This window comes from Sulfitobacter sp. M05 (genome assembly GCF_029285175.1).
In the GTDB taxonomy this organism is placed as follows: Bacteria; Pseudomonadota; Alphaproteobacteria; order Rhodobacterales; family Rhodobacteraceae; genus Sulfitobacter.
In genome coordinates, this window is sequence record NZ_JABEDH010000005.1 from 14982 (window position 1) to 35447 (window position 20466).

At 57.4% G+C, this 20466-nt stretch carries 21 protein-coding genes and 1 other RNA gene; 15 read left to right on the forward strand and 7 right to left on the reverse strand.

Annotated elements, in window-relative coordinates; translation table 11 throughout:
* Positions 1-39 precede the first annotated feature (39 nt).
* The 4 genes from HKX44_RS16575 to HKX44_RS16590 all read left to right on the forward strand — a co-directional run bounded on the left by HKX44_RS16575 (position 40) and on the right by HKX44_RS16590 (position 3060).
* On the forward strand, positions 40-774 hold the full coding sequence (locus HKX44_RS16575) for an ABC transporter ATP-binding protein (protein WP_276152485.1): 735 nt from the start codon (positions 40-42) through the stop codon (positions 772-774).
* The gene (locus HKX44_RS16580) at positions 749-1345 is read left to right on the forward strand and encodes an energy-coupling factor transporter transmembrane protein EcfT (RefSeq protein ID WP_276152486.1); all 597 of its coding nucleotides are present in this window, start codon (positions 749-751) and stop codon (positions 1343-1345) included. The genes HKX44_RS16575 and HKX44_RS16580 overlap by 26 nt, the downstream gene beginning before the upstream one ends.
* A gap of 80 nt (positions 1346-1425) precedes the next feature.
* A complete protein-coding gene (locus HKX44_RS16585) occupies positions 1426-1971 on the forward strand; it encodes a biotin transporter BioY (RefSeq protein WP_276152487.1) in 546 nt (181 codons plus the stop codon).
* A gap of 102 nt (positions 1972-2073) precedes the next feature.
* A complete protein-coding gene (locus HKX44_RS16590; protein WP_276152488.1) occupies positions 2074-3060 on the forward strand; it encodes an NAD(P)H-quinone oxidoreductase in 987 nt (328 codons plus the stop codon).
* A gap of 274 nt (positions 3061-3334) precedes the next feature.
* Here HKX44_RS16590 and HKX44_RS16595 read toward each other — a convergent pair whose 3' ends face one another.
* A complete protein-coding gene (locus HKX44_RS16595; protein WP_276152489.1) occupies positions 3335-3979 on the reverse strand; it encodes a ribonuclease T2 in 645 nt (214 codons plus the stop codon).
* 130 nt (positions 3980-4109) lie between these two features.
* Here HKX44_RS16595 and HKX44_RS16600 point away from each other — a divergent pair, with 130 nt between their 5' ends.
* On the forward strand, positions 4110-4877 hold the full coding sequence (locus tag HKX44_RS16600; RefSeq protein ID WP_276152490.1) for a DUF1013 domain-containing protein: 768 nt from the start codon (positions 4110-4112) through the stop codon (positions 4875-4877).
* A gap of 741 nt (positions 4878-5618) precedes the next feature.
* Here HKX44_RS16600 and recR read toward each other — a convergent pair.
* The 3 genes from recR to HKX44_RS16615 form a co-directional block, all read right to left on the reverse strand.
* Positions 5619-6212 carry a recombination mediator RecR gene (gene recR, locus HKX44_RS16605; protein WP_276152491.1) on the reverse strand — a complete coding sequence of 198 codons (594 nt, stop codon included), beginning with the start codon at positions 6210-6212 and terminating at the stop codon, positions 5619-5621.
* Between the two features lie 64 nt (positions 6213-6276).
* Complete coding sequence (locus HKX44_RS16610; protein ID WP_276152492.1) at positions 6277-6621, reverse strand: YbaB/EbfC family nucleoid-associated protein; 345 nt, start codon at positions 6619-6621, stop codon at positions 6277-6279.
* Positions 6622-6673: 52 nt separating this feature from the next.
* Entirely contained in the window at positions 6674-8422 is a 1749-nt protein-coding gene (locus HKX44_RS16615) for a DNA polymerase III subunit gamma/tau (RefSeq protein WP_276152493.1), read from the reverse strand.
* 140 nt (positions 8423-8562) lie between these two features.
* Between HKX44_RS16615 and HKX44_RS16620 the strand changes: the two genes are divergently transcribed.
* Entirely contained in the window at positions 8563-9405 is an 843-nt protein-coding gene (locus tag HKX44_RS16620) for a neutral zinc metallopeptidase (protein ID WP_276152494.1), read from the forward strand.
* The gene (locus HKX44_RS16625; protein WP_276152495.1) at positions 9402-9752 is read left to right on the forward strand and encodes a DUF6404 family protein; all 351 of its coding nucleotides are present in this window, start codon (positions 9402-9404) and stop codon (positions 9750-9752) included. Before HKX44_RS16620 ends, HKX44_RS16625 begins: the two co-directional genes overlap by 4 nt.
* 103 nt (positions 9753-9855) lie before the next feature.
* On the opposite strand, the gene ffs is transcribed toward HKX44_RS16625, so the two are convergent.
* Positions 9856-9953, reverse strand: an RNA gene (gene ffs, locus HKX44_RS16630) — signal recognition particle sRNA small type.
* A gap of 157 nt (positions 9954-10110) precedes the next feature.
* Between ffs and nudC the strand changes: the two genes are divergently transcribed.
* Both nudC and HKX44_RS16640 read left to right on the forward strand, forming a co-directional pair.
* On the forward strand, positions 10111-11079 hold the full coding sequence (nudC, locus tag HKX44_RS16635; protein WP_276152496.1) for an NAD(+) diphosphatase: 969 nt from the start codon (positions 10111-10113) through the stop codon (positions 11077-11079).
* Positions 11080-11155: 76 nt separating this feature from the next.
* Entirely contained in the window at positions 11156-11623 is a 468-nt protein-coding gene (locus HKX44_RS16640; RefSeq protein ID WP_276152497.1) for an SRPBCC family protein, read from the forward strand.
* A 61-nt stretch (positions 11624-11684) separates the two neighbouring features.
* Here the strand turns inward: HKX44_RS16640 and HKX44_RS16645 are convergent, their stop codons facing one another.
* Together HKX44_RS16645 and HKX44_RS16650 are read right to left on the reverse strand one after the other, a co-directional pair.
* Complete coding sequence (locus HKX44_RS16645) at positions 11685-12053, reverse strand: DUF4157 domain-containing protein (RefSeq protein WP_276152498.1); 369 nt, start codon at positions 12051-12053, stop codon at positions 11685-11687.
* Between the two features lie 112 nt (positions 12054-12165).
* Positions 12166-13008: a prephenate dehydratase gene (locus HKX44_RS16650; RefSeq protein ID WP_276152499.1), complete on the reverse strand. Its 843-nt coding sequence runs from the start codon at positions 13006-13008 to the stop codon at positions 12166-12168.
* A gap of 127 nt (positions 13009-13135) precedes the next feature.
* Here HKX44_RS16650 and HKX44_RS16655 point away from each other — a divergent pair, with 127 nt between their 5' ends.
* From HKX44_RS16655 to HKX44_RS16680, 6 genes are all read left to right on the forward strand, one after another.
* Positions 13136-13633 carry a cytochrome c family protein gene (locus HKX44_RS16655; protein ID WP_276152500.1) on the forward strand — a complete coding sequence of 166 codons (498 nt, stop codon included), beginning with the start codon at positions 13136-13138 and terminating at the stop codon, positions 13631-13633.
* A gap of 277 nt (positions 13634-13910) precedes the next feature.
* Positions 13911-15740, forward strand: a complete 1830-nt coding sequence (locus HKX44_RS16660) for an extracellular solute-binding protein (RefSeq protein WP_276152634.1) — start codon at positions 13911-13913, stop codon at positions 15738-15740.
* A 9-nt stretch (positions 15741-15749) separates the two neighbouring features.
* Positions 15750-16841, forward strand: coding sequence for a microcin C ABC transporter permease YejB (locus tag HKX44_RS16665; protein WP_276152501.1), 1092 nt, complete (start codon positions 15750-15752; stop codon positions 16839-16841).
* Entirely contained in the window at positions 16841-17947 is a 1107-nt protein-coding gene (locus tag HKX44_RS16670; protein ID WP_276152502.1) for an ABC transporter permease, read from the forward strand. Before HKX44_RS16665 ends, HKX44_RS16670 begins: the two co-directional genes overlap by 1 nt.
* Positions 17947-19524 (forward strand): ABC transporter ATP-binding protein, encoded by a 1578-nt coding sequence (locus tag HKX44_RS16675; protein ID WP_276152503.1) that lies wholly within the window; start codon positions 17947-17949, stop codon positions 19522-19524. Before HKX44_RS16670 ends, HKX44_RS16675 begins: the two co-directional genes overlap by 1 nt.
* A gap of 75 nt (positions 19525-19599) precedes the next feature.
* A complete protein-coding gene (locus HKX44_RS16680) occupies positions 19600-20370 on the forward strand; it encodes a DUF2189 domain-containing protein (RefSeq protein ID WP_276152504.1) in 771 nt (256 codons plus the stop codon).
* Positions 20371-20466 lie beyond the last annotated feature (96 nt).

Genomic DNA, 20466 nt, shown 5'->3' on the forward strand with positions numbered 1-20466 from the left:
CCTGTTAGGCAACGCCTGACCCAGATGATGCGAGACAAGATGCGCCCCCCGACTTCCCCGTTGATTGCCCTGAAAGACTTGTCATACTTGCCGGATGGCAAACCTGTGCTTTCGGGGGTTACCCTTGAAACAGACGCCAAACGGATCGGGATCGTCGGGCGCAACGGCTCTGGCAAGACCACGTTGGCGCGGATCATCGCCGGGCTGTTGGCACCGGACGCAGGCACGGTACGTATTGGCGGTGTCGATGTGGCGCGTGACCGAAAGGCGGCGCTGGGCGCAGTCGGCATCCTGTTTCAAAACCCTGACCACCAGATCATTTTCCCAACAGTCGAAGAAGAACTCGCCTTTGGTTTGGCGCAGCTGGGGCAGAACAAGCCCGAGATTGAAACCGCTGTTGCCGCTATGCTGCACCGCTTTGGTAAGGCCCATTGGGCCGGCGCGGCAATCCATCAGCTGTCACAGGGGCAAAGGCAACTGGTCTGCCTGATGTCGGTGCTGGCCATGGCCCCGCGTGTGATTGTGCTGGATGAACCTTTTGCCGGACTGGACATCCCAACGACCCGGCAATTGGCGCGGGTTCTGGACGGTCTCGATGTCTGTCTTGTGCTGATCACCCATGATCCCGCCATGCTGGAAGTGTATGACCGCGTGCTGTGGATCGACGAAGGTCGCATTCTACAAGACGGTGATGCGAAACCTGTGTTGCACGCCTTTGAGCAGCAAATGTTGCGATTGGGAGGTGGCGATGATCTCTCTGACCTCGCCGGTTAGAACACGAGCCCACGGTTGGCCTGCCGGCCTTAAGCTGGGCGCGTTATGCGTTGCCACTGTACTGCTGTTCTCGTTGGACAGCATTTGGTGGCACCTTGGATTTCTCTGTGCCTCCGTGCTGCTCTATGCCCTGCCTGGACGGGTGTTTTTGCGCAGCGGGATGCGGCGGCTGTGGGGGCTGTGGCCCTTTGTGGCGCTGATTTTTGGCTGGCATGTCGTGATCGGTGATGTTGCCGGTGGGGCGGCAATCTGTTTCCGGATGCTGACGGCAGTGGGGCTGGCCAATCTTGTTACCATGACAACGCGTCTTAGTGACATGATGTCGGTGGTGCGGGTGCTGATCTCGCCGGTACGCTGGTTTGGCATTCCACCGCGTCGGATCGAACTTGCGATGGCGCTGGTCATCCGGTTCACCCCCGTGCTTGCCCTGAAAGGCGAGGCACTGGTCGCGGCATGGCGGGCACGTAGCCCAAAGCGCGCCGGCTGGCGGATTGTCATTCCCTTCGCCGTTTTGGCGATCGATGATGCCGAACGCGTCGCCGAGGCCCTGCGGGCGCGCGGCGGTGTTTGACTGCCACCGCCTCCTTGTTTCACGTTGAACGTGTCGCAGAAACATCTTACCTCTGCGTCAACCAATTTAAGGAAGTCCTCATGGAACGTTCAGTTGCTCTTATCGCCGTCTTCGCCGCCCTGATTGCGGCCCTTGGCCTCATGCCCACATTGATGCTGGCCTCCGGCATCCCGATCACAGCGCAAAGCCTAGGGGTGATGTTGTGCGGCACCGTTCTGGGGTCAAAACGTGGTGGGCTGGCGGCGCTGCTGTTTGTGGCGCTGGTGGCGCTTGGCCTGCCATTGTTGGCAGGTGGTCGCGGTGGACTGGGTGTCTTTGCTGGCCCCTCTGTCGGGTTTGTCATTGGCTTTCCTGTTGCTGCCTTTGTCACCGGCCTTGTGATGGAGAAAACCCGCCGGATGCCGATCACACTGGCGGCTGGTGTGGCCTCGGTTATTGGAGGCATTCTGGCGCTTTATTTCTGCGGTGTGCTGGGGTTCATGCGCGTGCTGGACAAAAGCTTGCTGGAAACACTGGCGATCCTCGGCGTGTATATCCCCGGTGATATCGTCAAGGTTGTTCTGGCGGGCTTGATCACCGCCGGTCTGGCCCGCGCCCGTCCAGCGAGTGTTTTCTCGCGCGCCTGAATTTGGGCAGACACCACGCCATTTGAATAGGAATGACAAACCGCGTGCGCTCCGGCGTGCGCGGTTATATGTTTTCCACTAAAGAGATACAGAGGAAACCCGATGACCGACACAATGCGCGCAATTGAAATCACCCAGCCCGGCGGCCCGGAAGTCCTGCAATTGGTGGAGCGGCCCGTGCCGCAAGCGCAGCACGGACAGGTCGTGATCAAGGTGGCTTATGCTGGGGTGAACCGGCCGGATGCTTTGCAACGTGCCGGCAAATACGCGCCACCCCCAACGGCCAGCGATCTGCCCGGGCTGGAAGCTTCCGGTGAGGTGGTCAGCATTGGAGCGGGCGTTACAGGGGTGAATGTCGGCGATCAGGTCTGCGCCCTGTTGCCCGGTGGTGGGTATGCCGAATATGTGGCCACGCCGGCGGCCCACTGCCTGCGCGTGCCTGAGGGACTGGGCATGAAAGAGGCCGCATGTCTGCCGGAAACGTTTTTCACCGTCTGGTCCAACGTCTTTATGCGTGGCGGACTAAAGGCGGGCGAGCGGTTTCTGGTACATGGCGGATCCTCGGGGATTGGTACAACGGCGATTCAACTGGCCCATGCCTTTGGCGCGCGTGTCTTTGCAACGGCTGGAACGGATGCAAAATGCACCGCATGTGTGGGATTGGGCGCGGAGGCCGCGATCAATTACCGCGATATGGATTTTGTTGATGTCTTGCGCGCTGAAGGCGGGGCCGACCTTATCCTTGATATGGTTGGCGGGGACTATATCGCGCGTAACATCAAAACTCTGGCAGAAGATGGCCGTCTGGTGCAAATCGCTTTCCTGCAAGGCCCGGTTGCCGAGTTGAACTTTGCCACGCTGATGACCCGCAGATTGACCATGACAGGGTCGACCCTGCGCCCGCAAAGCGATCTGGCAAAAGCGCGGATTGCGCAGGAGCTGGCAGAGGCGGTGTGGCCCCTTCTTGACGCAGGGCGTATCGCGCCGGTGATGGACAGCGAATATGCGATGCAGGACGCAAGTGACGCTCATGCCCGTATGGAAAGCAGCGGCCACATTGGCAAGATTGTGTTGCATATCGGCGGGTGACCCAAAGGACGCGGGCAAGCCCGCGACATGTTTCTGAATTCGCCAAACGCCGGCGGGCGGTGGCAGCTGAGAGCGCGGACAGTATTTTAAGCCAAAAAGAGAAACGGTTTGTTAACCAACCTCTGCGTTTATTGAGCCACGGAACAGGCAGCAGTGCCGATGACCGTGCCAAGAAGAGAACCTCTGCGTTCTTGTAAGGAGGGGAGAAGCAATTCTCTCCTCTTTTTGGCTTAAAATACTGTCCGCACTTTCAGCACCGTACCGTCAGTATAGGTTACCGCAGCGGTGCAAATCCCGCCTTTTTCAACGTACAGTCACGTAGGACGTCTTGCCCGCAGGGTACCGGGTTCAGGTCTTTTGACAAACAAATCCGCGCTTCCTGGATCTGTTCGTTGCGGCAGGTGATTGTCACCCCGTCCGCAAACATATCAGGGTTGGACTTCAAAAACGCTTCTTCAACCACCGCTGCGGGCAGCAGAACCTTGCGGTCAAGTTTACGAAAGACTGCCGGGCGGGTAACCCGCGCATAGGCTTTGCGTGATAACGCATAATAAGCGGCAGCTGAAAGGCCGGTACAGGTGCCGTGTTTTTTCCATTGATGCCACGCCAGACCGGAGGTTCCCATGATATCGGCCATTTTTGCAGTCATCCCCCGTGAAGGTGGGCGTTCGGCTGTTTGGCAGAAAGACGGGTAGCCACGATGAAACTGTGGCCAAAGCCCGTGCATAATCCAGCCATGACCGCTGCCTGTTTCGCACTGTTCCGAGTTGCGCGCGTCGCCTTCCAGCAGGCACCAGTTGGGGGACCAGCTGAGGGACAGCACGTAGTAGTCGAACACACCGGGCTTGTCGTTTTTGGCCTGCACACCGGTGGCGACCACGACGAACGCAACCGCGAGGCCGGTAAAGAGCTTGTGCATTGGGTCTTTCCTTATCTTGTTGCGCTCAGTATAAGCCAGTCAAGTTCCCCGACAATGGAAACCGTCTCAATCCACTGAGACAGCCTTTTCAGGCGACGGGAAAGTTGTGTTTTGAGAGAGGAGAACCATTATGGCAAAACCGATTATGGCCAAGGCAACAGCCGTTTGGCTGGTGGACAACACCACCATCAGTTTCAAGCAGATTGCCGATTTCGTCGGTATGCACGAGTTGGAAGTGCAGGGCATTGCCGATGGCGACGTGGCCACCGGGGTGAAGGGATTTGATCCTGTGGCCAACAACCAGCTGACGCAGGATGATATTGAAGCTGCGCAGAAAAACCCGCTGCACAAGTTGACGTTGAAATTCAACGCTGCCGCGCAGGGCGAGGAAAAACGCCGCGGGCCGCGGTACACACCGCTGTCCAAACGTCAGGACCGCCCGGCGTCGATCCTCTGGCTGGTCAAGTTCCACCCCGAACTGAGCGATGGTCAGGTTGGCAAGCTGGTGGGCACCACCAAACCGACCATTCAGGCGATCCGCGAGCGCACCCACTGGAATATCGCCAACATTCAACCAATCGATCCGGTTGCGCTGGGCCTGTGTAAACAGTCCGAGCTGGACGCCGCCGTGCAAAAGGCCGCTGCCAAGAAAGCAGCCGCTGGCGAAGTGATGAGTGACGACGAACGCCGCAAGCTGGTCAGCACCGAGCAGAGCCTTGGCATGGATGCAGAGCCCAAGATTCCCACCGCCATCGAAGGGCTTGAGACCTTTACACTATCCGGTGACGATATGGGCGAGGATGACGAGAAAGACGACAGCAATTATCTGGATGCGGATAGCTTCTTTTCGCTGCCTGATACGGACGCTGACAAGGACGAGGATGACACCAAGTCCTGAGACGTCGCGCACCGTTTTTAACGGGCCAAGCGATTTGCTTGAAACAAAGGGGCGCGGGGGAAACCCTGTGCCCCTTTTGTTGTCGACGGGAGGCCGCCAGAATGATCAGCGGTTGCATTCTCTCGCCTGCGCGAATCTTTGGCGCTTTGAGTAGGACGTGGATCACCTGACCCCAGCCTCTCCTTTTGGGTGCGATCAAAAGCTAATGGGGACGACTTTAATTTTACGCGGAAGCCGTTAAAGCGTCTGGCCCTAAACTTGAGACATCAAAACTCTGCCCACCTACGGCGCTCTCGGGGTATTGGTGGCACGCAATGATCCAAGTTTACGACCGGATTCGTTCGTCAGGTGTGAACGCCGTGCGAAAGAAGCGAATGCAGGCACCATTGGGCTGTCCTGCGGCAGTGCCGATATTCGTATGAAAAACCACCTTTACAACTGTCTGTTGCATTGCTGGACTAGGATAAGGTAATGAACCGGTGTCGTGGTGCCTATACCAGCGCGTACAGCTTTGTCGGATTTAACGGTTTTCCGCCGCTGGATGTCATCGTCCTTTGACGACAACGTCGCGGTCGGAAAGGCCGTCTGCTTTGGGAGGGGCAGGCGGCCGTTTTGTTTTTAAAGTGTCCGACCACCTCTAGCCCGACGCATTTCGTATCGCCCATGTCTTGAGTGCGCATGGCGTGGCAGGGAATTTGGGTTTCATGTTTAAGGCTGGGCGCTAAAAGCGCTGGGACACGGCTATAGTTTCTTGCGCGCAAGCATGGCGGCAGTAATGGTGCCGTCATCCAGATAATCAAGTTCGCCACCAATCGGAACGCCCTGTGCAAGGGAGGTCAACTGTACCCGCCCCTCCAGTTGATCGGCGATGTAATGGGAGGTGGTCTGCCCGTCGATGGTGGCATTCAGCGCAAGAATCACCTCGGTGACGTCTTCGGTGGCGATGCGGTCGATCAACCGCGGAATACGCAGTTCCTGCGGGCCGATGGCATCAAGGGCGGACAATGTGCCGCCCAGCACGTGATAGCGTCCGTGAAACACGCCAGAGCGCTCCATCGCCCAAAGGTCCGACACATCCTCGACCACGCAAAGTTCACCATTGGCGCGTTTGTTGGCGGTGCAGATGTCACAGATGTCAGCGGTGCCGATATTGCCGCAATTCAGGCATTCGCGGGCGGTGGCGGCCACGGTTTGCATGATGTCCGCAAGTGGTGTGAGCAAAAGCGCGCGTTTGCGAATGAGGTGCAGCACTGCACGGCGCGCCGAACGGGGGCCAAGCCCGGGGAGCTTGGCCATCATGTCGATCAGCGCGTCAATGTCCTGTGTTGAACTCAACTGTCTGTGCCTTTTGTGAGGGCGGGATTGAGTTTAGGGGCAAGATGAAGCCAGGGCGAGGCGCCTAGAATGGCAGTTTCATATCCGCGGGCAGGCCCATGCCTTCGGTCAGTTTCGCCATTTCTTCCTGCGCCCGCTGGGTGGCTCTGGACTGGGCGTCTTTGATGGCGGCGAGGATCAGGTCTTCGACAACCTCCTTGTCGTCGCCGTTAAAGATGGACGGATCGATATCAAGTTCTTTCAATTCACCCTTGGCGGTGCAGGTCGCTTTGACAAGGCCGGCACCGCTTTCGCCGGTGACTGTGATATTGGCCATATCGTCTTGCAACTGGGCCATTTTGCCCTGCATTTCCTGCGCTTTTTTCATCATGCCGGCCATATCACCCAGCGCGCCTAATCCTTTGAGCATTGCTCTCTCCTAATCTGTGTTTGTCTCTATATGCGGTGCGCAAGGAGCGGGTTCAACCATCCTCGAAGGGGTCCCATTCGTCTTCCACTTCTGGCAGGGCTTCGCTGACCGCTGCAGCGGCGATTTGTTCAGGTGTGCGGATGCTGCCGATGCTGGCTTTGGGGAAGGCGGTGATGACCGCTTGCCACAGAGGGTGTGCTTTTACTTCGGCGATCAGTGCGTTTTGTTTGGCATCCTTGACTTCGGCGATGGTTTCGCCACCGCCTTCGTTCACGATTGTCACCGCCCAGCGGTTGCCGGTCCAGAGTTGCAGCTTTGCGCCAAGGCGCTGGGCAAGGTCGCGGGGCGCGCGGTCTGTCGGGACAAATTCGATACGCCCCGGTTGATAGGCGGCAAGGCGCAGGGTGGTTTCGACCTCGACCAGCAGTTTCACATCGCGGTTGGCGCGGATCAGCTCGACCACATGGTCAAAGGTTGGAAAGCGGGCGAGGGCGGCGTCAAGGTCTTGGGCAAGCGCTGTGGTCTGCCCTGTGCCAGTAGGGTTGGCAGCCATGCGGGTTCGAGCCTGATGAACCGCCTGCGCACCGCCGCCTTGTGCAGCGCTGCCCCCCCCGCCGGCCGGCGCAGGGGCAGGCGGTGGCGTGGCATTGTTCAACTTGCGCACCAGCTCTTCGGGGCTGGGCAAGTCGGCCACATGGGTCAGGCGGATGATGGCCATTTCGGCGGCCATCATCGCATTGGGGGCAGAGGCCACTTCGTCCAGCGCCTTGAGCAGCATTTGCCAGAAGCGGGTCAGCACGCGCATTGGCAGGGTCTCGGCCATCTGGGTGCCGCGGCTGCGTTCTTCGGGTGAGATGGTGGGATCTTCGGCGGATTCCGGGGTGATTTTAACAACGGAAACCCAATGGGTGATTTCCGCCAGATCGCGCAGCACTGCCATTGGATCAGCCCCGTCGGCATATTGGCCGGACAGTTCTGTCAGCGCCCCGGCAGCATCCCCGCGCAGGATCATGTCAAACAGGTCAAGCACGCGGCCACGATCCGCAAGCCCCAGCATTGCGCGCACCTGCTCTGCGGTGGTTTCGCCAGCGCCATGGCTGATTGCCTGATCCAGCAGGGATGTCGCGTCGCGTACCGATCCTTCGGCAGAGCGGGTGATCAGCGCGAGAGCGTCATCGGCAATTTCGGCCCCCTCGGAGGTGGCGATTTTGCGCATCAGGGCAATCATCACCTCGGGTTCAATTCGGCGCAGATCAAAACGCTGGCACCGTGACAGCACGGTCACTGGCACCTTGCGGATTTCCGTGGTGGCAAAGATGAATTTGACGTGTTCGGGGGGTTCTTCCAGCGTCTTCAGCAAGGCGTTGAAAGCGCCGGTCGACAGCATATGCACTTCGTCGATGATATAAACTTTGTAACGGGCCGAGGCGGCGCGGTAATGCACTGAATCAATGATTTCGCGGATGTTGGCGACGCCGGTGTTTGATGCCGCGTCCATCTCGATCACGTCGACATGGCGGCCTTCCATGATTGCGGTGCAATGTTCGCAGACTCCACAGGGTTCGGTTGTGGGCTTGCCATTCCCATCCGGCCCGATGCAATTCATGCCCTTGGCGATGATCCGCGCAGTTGTGGTTTTGCCGGTGCCCCGGATGCCGGTCATAACAAAGGCTTGCGCGATCCGGTCTGCCTGAAACGCGTTGCGCAGGGTGCGCACCATCGCATCCTGTCCCACCAGATCGACGAAGGTCTCGGGCCGATATTTGCGGGCCAATACGCGATAGGCTGAGGTGTCGGTCATGCATGCTCCGGCAAGAAGGGATTCGGCGTTACGCTGCAAAGTAGGCGGTGCGGCGGGGCAGGTAAACCACGCCGTCCGATTGCTTGGAATTCGCCCGCGACTGGGGCATCATGTGCCAGCGAGTGATACAGGGGTTGAGTATGCGGTTACGTGGCATCAGAAGAAGCAGAAACGTCGAGGTGCGCGGCGGCGGTCACAGGCGGCGTGTTGGTGGCAGGGCAGGCGGGATCGGTGTTGTCGGGGTCCTTGCGGTTCTGGCCATCGGCTATTTCACCGGTATCGATGTCAGCCCCCTGTTGCAGGGCGGCACGCAGACCCAGCAAAGCGTGCCGGTTACAGCAACCGACAACCGCGAAACCGAATTCTCAGCGCAGGTGCTGGCAACAACCGAAGATGTCTGGACAAAGATTTTCCGTGACCAGCTGGGGCGCGAATATGTGCCGCCAAAGCTGGTGGTGTTCTCCGGCGTTACCCAAAGCCCCTGTGGCGGCGCGTCGGGGGCGACGGGGCCGTTTTATTGTCCGGCGGACAGTAAGGCCTATCTCGATACCAGTTTTTTCACCATGTTAAGTCAGCAAATGGGCGCCGGCGGTGATTTTGCGGCCGCCTATGTTATTGCCCATGAGGTCGCGCATCACGTGCAGAACCAACTGGGCATCCTGCCCAAGGTAAACGCCGCGCGCCAACGCGCAAGCAAGGCCGAGGCGAATCTGTTGACCGTGAAGTTGGAATTGATGGCGGATTGCCTGTCGGGAATTTGGGCGGTAAACGTGCGGGGGCTGATGGAAAAGGGCGATTTGCAAGAGGCGTTGAATGCGGCGCGCAAAATCGGCGATGATCATTTACAGCGTCAGGCAGGGCGGGTGCCGCAGCCGCATACCTTTACACATGGCACCTCAGAGCAGCGGGCGCGGTGGTTTGCTCGCGGGTTCGAAACCGGTGATGTCGGGCAGTGCGACACCTTTGCCGCGCGTCAGCTGTGACGGAGTATGACCGCAAGTTTGCCGCCGCCTTGGCCGAGCTGCAAGCGACCGACATGTGGGATACCAATTACAATCCGCCGCTTTTGCGGGTGCAGCGCCGGTTAGGGTGGTCGGCGCGCCCACCACATTATGCCCCTTTCTGGCGAATTTGGTCAGGCTATGCGCTTTGGTTTGGCCTCGTCTGGGGCGTGGCCATGTGGTTTATCATTTGGCGCGGGCAGGGGTTTTCACCGGCGAGTGCTGCTGGTGCGGCCGCTCTTGCCGGGATTATTTTCGGGGGGCTGATGGCCGGCTATTTCGCACGGGCGCGGCACCGCTACAAGCTGAGCAGGTGGGAAGAGTTGTGAGGGGCGTTCCTCGGCGGTTTCTGCGAAAAGACGCTTGACCTCTCGGCAGCATCCCTTGGATGCGCCTGTCGGTCCTGCGCGTATTTGCTTTGCAAATACGCCAGGGTGAGAGATTGATAACGACCCAAGCGGGACTCGTTGTGGCTGCTGCCTTCCGGCTCTGACCAGGTTGGCGAGGCGCCTGCCCGCACCAACCTCTCACGCTCCATATAGGCCCGCAGAAGATGCAGCGCAAGTATCTGCTTACGCCTGAACTTGAAACCTTGGGTCACTGACAGTTCTGTTTCATTGGCCGGATTGTGTCCCTGCGCCAGATGCCACACAAAGGGGCAGAGAAGTTCTGGAGAGGGATAGGTTTATGCGTCACGCGGAAGAGGTGACTTTTGGAGGGTCCGCATTGGACCGCGCCGGAGAGATTCGCGACAATCCGGCAGTGGTGAAATTTGCCCGTGCCGCCGCAGACAGCCGTGCCATTGTGTTCTGGCGCGGCAAACCTTTGATTGCCCCTGATCGGCCTGCTTCACTTGTCCGGTTGCCGATGGATCACCCGGTCCTTGCGGACGCTAAGGAGGAACCGATCTTGCTGGGCCGTGAAGACGGGGCTGCGCGGTTTGCTTTTGATTTGTCGGCGTGGCAGCCGGAGGGGTTGGACGAGGTTGAACTCGGCGCATTTCTTGATCCAAGCGAACAGCGCCACCCGGATTTGCCCGAGGGGATGGTTTTTGCCGAATTGCGCCGCGTGATGACATGGCTTGATCCGCGGGATGCCGAACTGGCCGCAACCGGAAAAGCGATCCTCAGCTGGCATGAAAGCCATGGCTTTTGCGCAAAATGCGGGGCGAAATCCCATATTGGCCAAGCGGGATGGCAGCGCCAGTGCCCAGTGTGCAAAACCAGCCATTTCCCGCGCACTGATCCTGTTGTGATCATGTTGATCACCCGCGGCAACTCTGTGTTGATGGGCCGCTCACCGGGGTGGCCGCGCGGTATGTTCTCGCTTTTGGCGGGGTTTGTGGAACCGGGAGAAACGCTGGAGGCCGCTGTCCGGCGCGAGGTGTTCGAGGAGGCCGGCGTGAAGGTCGGCGCGGTCAGCTATCTTGCCAGCCAGCCCTGGCCGTTTCCTGCCTCGCTGATGATGGGCTGCCACGGCGAGGCAACCAGCGAAGAAATCAACATTGATCCGGTGGAGATCGAACATGCCATGTGGGTCCCGCGTGAGGAAATGATGGAGGTCTTTGCCGGCAACCACCCGGTTATCCTGCCCGCACGCAAAGGTGCAATTGCCCACTTTTTACTGGAAAACTGGCTTGCGGATCGGCTGGAATGACGCGAGTGTCGGTTAACAGAGGGTTAACGACGGCAAGTTGGCAAACATAAGCCAGCAGGATCGGTAGGACACAGAGATGAAATTTTCCACCAACGAGGATATCGAAGCCCCCGCAGAAGCGGTTTTCGAAATGCTCTGCGACTTTGAGGGGTTCGAGCGCTCCGCAATGCGTCGCGGTGCAGAGGTGCAGCGCCTTGATCAGCTTCAAAAGCCTGGTGTCGGTATGATGTGGCAGGCCACTTTTGCCTTGCGCGGCAAGCAACGGCAGATGGACGTTGAGATGGTGACTTTCGAGCGCCCCAACGAGATTGTTCTCGAAAGCACCTCGCCGGGGTTACTGGCCACCACCGGGTTTGAATTGATCGCTCTGTCGCGCAGCAGTACGCGGGTCAAGGTCGAGTTGGAAATCAAACCCCTGAACCTCTCGGCGCGGCTCTTGGTGCAGTCGCTTAAGCTGGCGAAAACCTCCCTGACCAAGAAGTTCAAGCAGCGCGTGTCGGAATATGGCAGAGGAATGGAAGACAAATACAAACGCCTTGCCTAGGGTCAGGACCCATAATTTCGATCCTGACCCCAGCAAGGCCTGCGTAGTTTGTCGCACTTTGCTATTTTGACGTAAGCACCTTGCCCTTTTTGGCCGACGGGACCTTGCCCTTGGTCTGCTGGAGGACATGAGACAGTTCATGTGCCAAAAGTTTGCTGTCTTTCGCATCGCCGGATTTTGCCAGAAAGATATCCGACCCGCTGATGAAAGCTTTCGCACCTAGTGTTTTGCACGCTTCGGTGGCTTCGGCACCAACGTGAACTTTTACCGTGGACAGTTTCGCTGACGGGAATTTCTCACTCATCGCTTTGATGACTTCGGTCGGCAGTTTTCTGGATTTGGTGTCTGTTGGTATCTTATCCAGCGTTTTGGTTTTGGCGCGTTTCCCGTCAGTTTTTTCAAGCACTTCTGTTAACTTATCTTTGGCCATTTGAGGCAATCCCCTAGATCAATGCGTTTTTTCAATGCTTGATCTGTAGCACAGAAGGGGTAATCCCCCTAGGAATGCCTTGGGGGGCGGTTTGCCACGCTGTTACCGGGTGTTAGCCGCGAACGGGGTGGGCCGGATAGACCCCCAGAATATCAAGCGCCTTGGTGAAATACCCCAGTTCGTCCAGCGCCAGCTTTACATTGGCATCCTCGGGGTGTCCTTCGATGTCTGCGTAAAACTGTGTGGCGGTAAACGAGCCGTCCACCATATAGCTTTCCAGTTTGGTCATGTTGATACCGTTGGTCGCAAAACCGCCCATTGCCTTGTAGAGGGCGGCCGGAATGTTGCGGACCTCGAACACAAAGGTGGTCAGCATTTTGCCGCCACGCCGCGAAAGATCAATATCGGGTGCCATCAGCAGAAACCGAGTGGTGTTGTGGTCGAGGTCTTCAATGTCCCGCGCCAGCACATCAAGACCGTGAATATCTGCCGCCACTTCGCCGGCCAGCACACCCTCGACCGAGCCTTGGGTCCGCGCCAGATCTGCGGCGGCCCCAGCGCTGTCGGTGGCGGCTTCAAAGGTGATGCCCTGCGCATCCAGATAGCTGCGCGCTTGTGGAAGCAGGACCATATGGGCGCGCACATGTTTGACCTGATCCAGCGTGATGCCGGGCCGGGCCATCAGCGCGATGCGCACACGCACAAAGGCTTCCTCGATGATGTGTAACCCGCTTTGTGGCAACAAGCGATGAATGTCAGCCACGCGGCCGTAGGTTGTGTTTTCGACCGGCAGCATGGCCAGATCGGCACGCTCTTCGCGCACGGCACGGATCACCCCTTCGAAGGTTGTACAGGGGACAGGAATCATCTCGGGGCGGGCTTGCAGGCAGGCTTCGTGGCTATAGGAGCCCAAGGCACCTTGAAACGCGATACGGGGTGTGCTGTTGTCAGACATCTATGCAATCCTTGGTATTTCTGCACCCTCGGGCGTTTGGTCGCGGTAACTACACCTTGCTTGCAATAAGGGAAAGCAATAGATACGCCGCTGAAACGCATCAAATGACAGATACGGACCCAAACCTATGTTCGACACAATGACACTTACGAAAATTGCCGCCGGGCTTTTTGGCGCTTGGTTAATCCTGTTGCTTGGCAAATGGGCCGGCGAGGTACTGTATCATGCGGACGCACATGGCGAACCCTCTTATGTGATCGAGGTTGCCAGCGCTGGAAATGATGAGCCTGCCGAAGAACTTGATCTGGTTGCGCTGATGGCTGGTGCCGATCTGGACAAAGGATCAAAAGTATTTCGTAAGTGTACCGCCTGCCACAAGGTTGATGGGACCGATGCCGTTGGTCCACACCTGAACGGAGTGGTTGATCGTGAAATCGCAGCGGTTGGCGGGTTCGGATATTCCGGCGCATTAAGCGGCCTTGAAGGAAGCTGGACCGTTGAGGCGTTGATGGGCTTTCTGGAAAGCCCCAAGAAATACGCACCCGGGACAACAATGGGTTTCGCGGGTCTGAAAAAGCCGGCTGATCGGGCGAACGTCATCGCCTATCTGCAAAGCCTGAACTAAGCAGACCCCATTTCACGACCTCAAGCCGCCCTTTCGGGGCGGCTTTTTCATGTGTGTTTCACGAGATAACATATTCGCAACTTGTCTCTTGGCACGCTGCACCGTTAGCTTACATGAAACGTATTCGTGTCTTGCGACCTAAAGGATGTGCCTGATGATCAACGCCCTGAAAGCCGAAGGTAAACCGCAGGCTGTCCAGCCAAAACCAACAGGCAAGTGGCGCAGCCAGCTGGCCGCCCTGTGTGTTGCATTGGGAGGGATCGCCGGCAGCGCGGTGATGGCCGAAGAAGAGATTATCGTTACCCACGGCTACAACTTTTACGGAAATCTGAGCTATCCTGCGGATTACGAACATTTCAATTATGTGAACCCGAATGCTCCCAAAGGCGGGGAAATGTCGGTCGGTGTTGTTGGTACTTTTGATTCCATGAACCGCTATGCGCGCAAAGGGAATCCCGATGGTCTTGCCAATATCGGCTATGAAAGCCTGCTGGCTGATGCGCCTGCCAGCAACCCGTTTGTGTCGTTGCCGGCAGATGTTTACGGCGAATACTATGGCCTGCTGGCCGAGCGACTTGAGTATCCCGCGACCAAGGACTGGGTGATCTTTTATATGCGCAAAGACGCGCGTTTTTCTGACGGTACGCCGGTCACCGCGCATGATGTGGAATTTAGCCATAACCTGTTTCTGGATCAGGGGTTGAAATCCTATGGTGAAGCGGTGCGCAGACGTATTCCAAAGGTCGAAGTGATTGATGATCACACGATCAAATTTTACTTTACCAAAGGAATATCCCGGCGGTCCCTGATTGATCAGGCTGGCGGGGTTCCAGTCATGTCAAAAAAATGGTTTGAAAAAACCGGCGCGCGTCTGGATGAAAGCCGCTTGGACATCTCGCCCGGTTCAGGGCCCTATGTTCTCGATCACTTCGATATCAACCGGCGGGTCGTATACAAACGCAACCCGGATTATTGGGGCTGGCATTTGCCGATCAACAAGGGTCGGCACAATTTTGATTCAATCCGGCTTGAGTATTTCACAGATCCGACCGCGTCTTTCGAGGCTTTCAAGGCGGGGGTGTATACGTTTCGCCGTGAGGGGAGTTCAAAGATCTGGTCGACCGGATATGATTTCCCCAAAGCGCAAAGTGGTGCGATTGTGAAAGAAGTCCTGCCAGATGGTGATATCCCGCAGTCGTCGGGTTTCGTGTTCAATCTTGGCAGTGCGGTGATGCAGCAAAAAGACGTCCGGCGCGCGCTGGGGCTGGCCTATAATTTCCAGTGGACCAATGAATCATTGCAATACGGATTGTTCAAGCAGCGCCGTTCCTTTGTTCAGGGGACGGACCGGATGGCATCGGGCAAGCCTGAAGGCGCTGAGCTGGCATTTCTTAAAGGGCTGGGGGATGTAATCCCCTCCTTTATCTTTGATGAGGACGTGCCCGAACCGCATGTTTCCAAACCAGAGCGCCTGGCGGACCGGCGCAACATGCGCAAGGCAACCAAGCTGTTGGATGGGGCCGGTTGGGCAGTGGGTGACGATGGCATCCGGCGCAATGCAGACGGGGATAAGCTGACGGTCAATTTCCTGATTAGTTCCGCTGGTTCACCGACCGGGCGCGCGATTGTCGAAAACTATATCTCGAACCTCAAGACGTTGGGCGTTGATGCGGTGCTTGAAGCTGTGGATTCTGCACAATTCTCTTCGCGGCGTCAGGACCGGGATTATGATATGATTCTTGGTGCCTACCTCGATTTCCGCGAGCCGGACACTAACCTCGAACAGATGTTTGGTTCCGAAGCCGCTTCTTATAGCCTGTTCAACCCTGCCGGTATCTCAGACCCTGCGATTGATGCCATTATCTCCGCCTCGCTGGCCGCTGAAAGCCTTGAGGAAGAGGCTGCATCCATTATGGCGCTGGACCGGGCGCTGCGCCATCAGGTTGCAATGATGCCAGTGTGGTATCTTTCGGATCACTGGGTGGCCTATTACGATCAGTTCGAACACCCCGAAACGATCCCGCCGCTTGATCTGGGGTATCTCGATTTCTGGTGGTACAATGCTGATAAGGCTGCCAAGCTGCGTGCCTCTGGCGCGCTGAGGTAAGCGGCACCCATGGCGGCCTATATCCTTCGACGTTTGTTGCTGATTATTCCCACTTTGCTGGGCATAATGTTGATCAACTTTGCGCTGGTGCAGTTTGTGCCCGGCGGTCCGGTGGAACAGGCCATTGCCCGTGCGCAGGGGGGTGGTGACGTATTTGGTGGATTCGCTGGAGCGGGAAATGACGCGGGCGACCTGTCACTCGATTCCGGATCAAACAGCAGTTACATCGGCGCACGTGGCCTGCCGCCCGAGTTCATTGCCGAGCTGGAAAAGGAATTCGGTTTCGACAAACCGCCGGTTGAACGGTTTGTCAGCATGATCTGGAACTACATGCGTTTTGATTTCGGCGAGAGTTACTTCCGCTCTATTACAGTCATTGACCTGATCAAGGAAAAACTGCCGGTGTCGATCACGCTGGGGCTTTGGTCGACACTGATTGCCTATCTGGTGTCGATCCCGCTGGGTATCCGCAAGGCGGTGCGGGACGGGTCGCGGTTTGACACATGGACGTCCGGCGCGATCATTGCCGCCTATGCGATCCCGGGTTTCCTGTTTGCGATCCTGCTGCTGGTGATGTTCGCGGGGGGATCCTATTGGCAAATCTTCCCGCTGCGCGGTCTGACCTCGGATAATTTTGACCAACTCAGCCCGCTGGGTAAGGTTGCGGATTATTTCTGGCACATCTCCCTGCCGGTGCTGGCCTCTACCATCAGCGCTTTTGCCACGCTCACATTGCTGACCAAAAACAGCTTTCTCGACGAGATCAAGAAACATTATGTCATGACCGCCCGCGCCAAGGGCTTGTCTGAACGTGCGGTGCTTTATGGCCATGTATTTCGCAACGCCATGTTGATTGTCATCGCCGGTTTTCCTGCGGTGTTTATCGGGGTGTTCTTTGGTGGATCATTGATCATCGAAACCATCTTCAGCCTTGATGGGCTGGGCCGGTTGGGGTTCGAGGCGGCAGTGGCACGTGACTATCCGATCGTTTTTGGCACCCTGTTTATCTTTGGCCTGATCGGGCTGGTTGTCGGTATTCTGTCTGACCTGATGTATGTCTTGGTTGATCCGCGGATTGATTTCGAGCGGAGGGAAGGTTGATGGCCCTGTCCCCGTTGAACCAACGCCGCTGGCGCAACTTTAAACGCAACAAACGTGCCTTGTGGTCGCTTTGGATTTTCGCTGTGCTGTTCGCCATTTCGCTGTTCGCCGAGTTTGTCGCCAACGATAAACCGATCCTCGTGAATTATCGCGGCGACTATTATATGCCGATCTTCAGCTTTTACCCCGAGACCGCGTTCGGCGGGGATTTCCAGACTGAAGCCGTATATCGCGATCCGGAAGTCAAATGCCTGATTGCGACCGGCGGGCTGGACCTGTGTTTCGATGACCCCGATGCCTATATCGAGGATGCGCAGGACGGCGTGATCGAGGGCGAAGAGATCAGCAAAGGCTGGGCCATTTGGCCGATCATTCCCTATAGCTTTAACACCGCAGTTGATCGGCCCGGTGCCGCCCCTCTGCCGCCGAATGCACAGAACTGGCTGGGCACCGACGGGACCAAGCGTGATGTTATGGCGCGGGTCATTCACGGGTTTCGACTATCGATCCTGTTCACGCTGATCGTCACTGGCCTTGCCTCGCTTATCGGCGTTATTGCAGGCGCGGTGCAGGGGTTCTTTGGCGGTTGGACCGATCTGATTTTCCAGCGGGTGATCGAGATCTGGTCCTCCACCCCGTCACTCTATGTGATCATCATCATGTTCGCGATTCTGGGGCGCAGTTTCTGGCTGCTTGTGTTTTTGCTGGTGCTGTTCAGCTGGACATCTTTGGTTGGTGTGGTGCGTGCGGAATTCCTGCGTGCGCGTAACCTTGAGTACGTCCGCGCGGCGCGGGCATTGGGCGTCAGCAACGCCACAATCATGTTCCGCCATATGTTGCCCAATGCGATGGTGGCGATGCTGACGATGTTGCCGTTTATCATCACCGGCACAATCAGCACTTTGGCGATCCTCGACTTTCTGGGGTTTGGCTTGCCGTCCTCGGCACCGTCGCTGGGCGAGTTGACCTTGCAGGCGAAACAGAACCTGCAAGCACCGTGGCTTGCTTTCACCGCCTTCTTTACCTTTGCGATCATGTTGTCGCTTCTGGTGTTCATCTTCGAAGGCATCCGTGATGCCTTTGATCCGCGAAAGACGTTTTCCTGATGCCCTTGCTTGAAGTCAAAGACCTGTGTGTCGGGTTCCGTCAGGATGGCAAACTGTCCGAAGCGGTCAAAGGCGTCAGTTTTCACGTGGAACGTGGCGAGACCGTTGCGCTTGTGGGCGAATCCGGTTCCGGCAAATCCGTGTCTGCCCTGTCCACGGTGTCATTGTTGGGCGACAGTGCCGAGGTGTCGGGCTCTGTCACCTATGACGGGCAACAGATGATTGGGGCGGATGACGCTCTGCTGCGCAAAGTGCGTGGCAACGACATCAGTTTCATTTTTCAGGAACCGATGACCTCGCTGAACCCGCTGCACACCATCGAAAAACAACTGGCAGAAAGCCTTGCCTTGCATCAGGGGCTTGTTGGTGGGGCGGCCCGTGTGCGTGTTCTTGAGCTGCTGGAGCAGGTGGGTATCAACGAGGCCGAAAGCCGGCTTGGGGCCTATCCGCACCAGTTGTCTGGCGGGCAACGTCAGCGCGTGATGATTGCCATGGCCTTGGCCAATGGGCCTGACGTTCTGATTGCCGATGAACCGACAACGGCTCTGGATGTGACCATTCAGGCGCAAATCCTCGATTTGTTGAAAGACCTCAAGGACCGGATGGGCATGGGGCTTTTGTTTATCACTCATGATCTGGGCATTGTGCGTCGCATCGCGGACCGTGTTTGCGTGATGCAGCATGGCGAGATCGTAGAGCAAGGGCCAACGCAAGAGATTTTCGAGAATCCGCAACACCCTTACACAATCAAACTGCTGGGGGCCGAACCGACCGGACAGCCTGATCCAGTGGCAGAAGATGCCGCTGAGATCGTGCGTACGGAAAACCTGAAGGTCTGGTTTCCAATCACCCAAGGTCTGCTGCGCCGGACTGTCGGCCATGTGAAGGCGGTCAATGACGCGAGCATTCGCGTGCGCGCGGGTGAAACCCTTGGGATTGTGGGGGAAAGCGGCTCTGGCAAGACGACGATGGCGCTGGCGATTATGCGTCTGATTGCCTCTGAGGGGGGCATCACCTTTATGGATCAGGACGTGCGGCAATGGTCTACCCGCGAGTTGCGCAAGCTGCGCTCGGAGATGCAGATCGTGTTTCAAGATCCTTTCGGATCATTATCGCCGCGCATGACCTGTTTCCAGATCATTGCCGAGGGGCTGACAATTCATAATGTCGATCCAAATCGTGATCAACGCGAGCTGGTCCAAGAGGTGATGATTGAGGTCGGCCTGGACCCCAAAACGATGGACCGCTATCCGCATGAGTTTTCCGGCGGACAACGGCAACGGATTGCGATTGCCCGTGCCATGGTCCTACGCCCGCGTTTGCTGGTGCTGGACGAACCGACATCGGCGCTGGATATGACAGTACAGGTGCAAATCGTCGAATTGCTGCGCGATCTTCAGGCCAAATACGGGCTGGCCTATCTGTTCATCAGTCACGACCTTAAGGTGGTGCGGGCGATGTCGCATCAGGTGATGGTGATGAAGCGCGGCGATGTGGTGGAATACGGGCTGACGGCGGATCTCTATGAGCGGCCGAAATCCGACTACACCCGCAGCCTTTTGCAAGCGACAAGCTAGGGGTAACTCCTATGCGGTGGGGCGACTTGATCCAGATCAATTTACCCTCGCTGTTTTCCGCGCAATACTGAGCGGATGAATAACAGACCCCATGGTGCGCCCGAGCTGCGCAACCCGACATTCACTGATCTGCGCCAAAGCCTGGCTGCCGGTTTCCGCGATTTTCTGGCCGCACCGGGCCCGGATTTGTTTTTCGCCAGTTTCTATGTGATTGCCGGCCTTGTGATGGGGGCGATTACCTATGCCACAGGCACGACGTTCTGGCTGATCCTTGCTGTGATGGGCTTTCCGCTGATTGGTGCTTTGGCAGCCTTGGGGTTTTACGAGGTCAGTCGCCGGCGCGCGGCACAAGAGCCGCTAGAACTGTCCAAGGTGGCCGCGGTGGTTTGGTTTCACCGCGGTGAACAACTGCCTTGGCTGGCGGCGATCATTATCGTGGCGTTCTTGTTTTGGTTCTTTCTGGGGCACATGATTTTCGCGCTTTTTCTTGGCTTGTCGCCGATGACCAATGTGTCGACCTCACTAGAGGTGTTTCTGACCTCCGAAGGTCTGATGATGTTGGGCTTTGGCACGGTTGTCGGTGCGGGGTTTGCGCTTTTTGTTTTTGCTATCAGTGTTATGGGGATGCCCATGTTGCTGGACCGTGACGTTGATTTCATCACGGCGCTGCTGCGTTCGATAGCGGCGGTGCGCGCGGCACCGCTGGTCTACCTGTGCTGGGGCGGTGTGATCGGGATGTTTACCCTTTTGGCGATGCTGCCGATGTTCCTCGGATTGTTTGTGGTCATGCCCCTGTTGGGCCATGCCACCTGGCATTTGTACCGCACCCTGTCTGGGCAGGCCTAGAGAGCGTCCCGCCTTAAACATCAATCGCTTGTTCGCGGCCTCTCTCTTTGCTCAAACGTGAAAAGCGATAGATGATGGCTCAGGTTAATGGCGGGA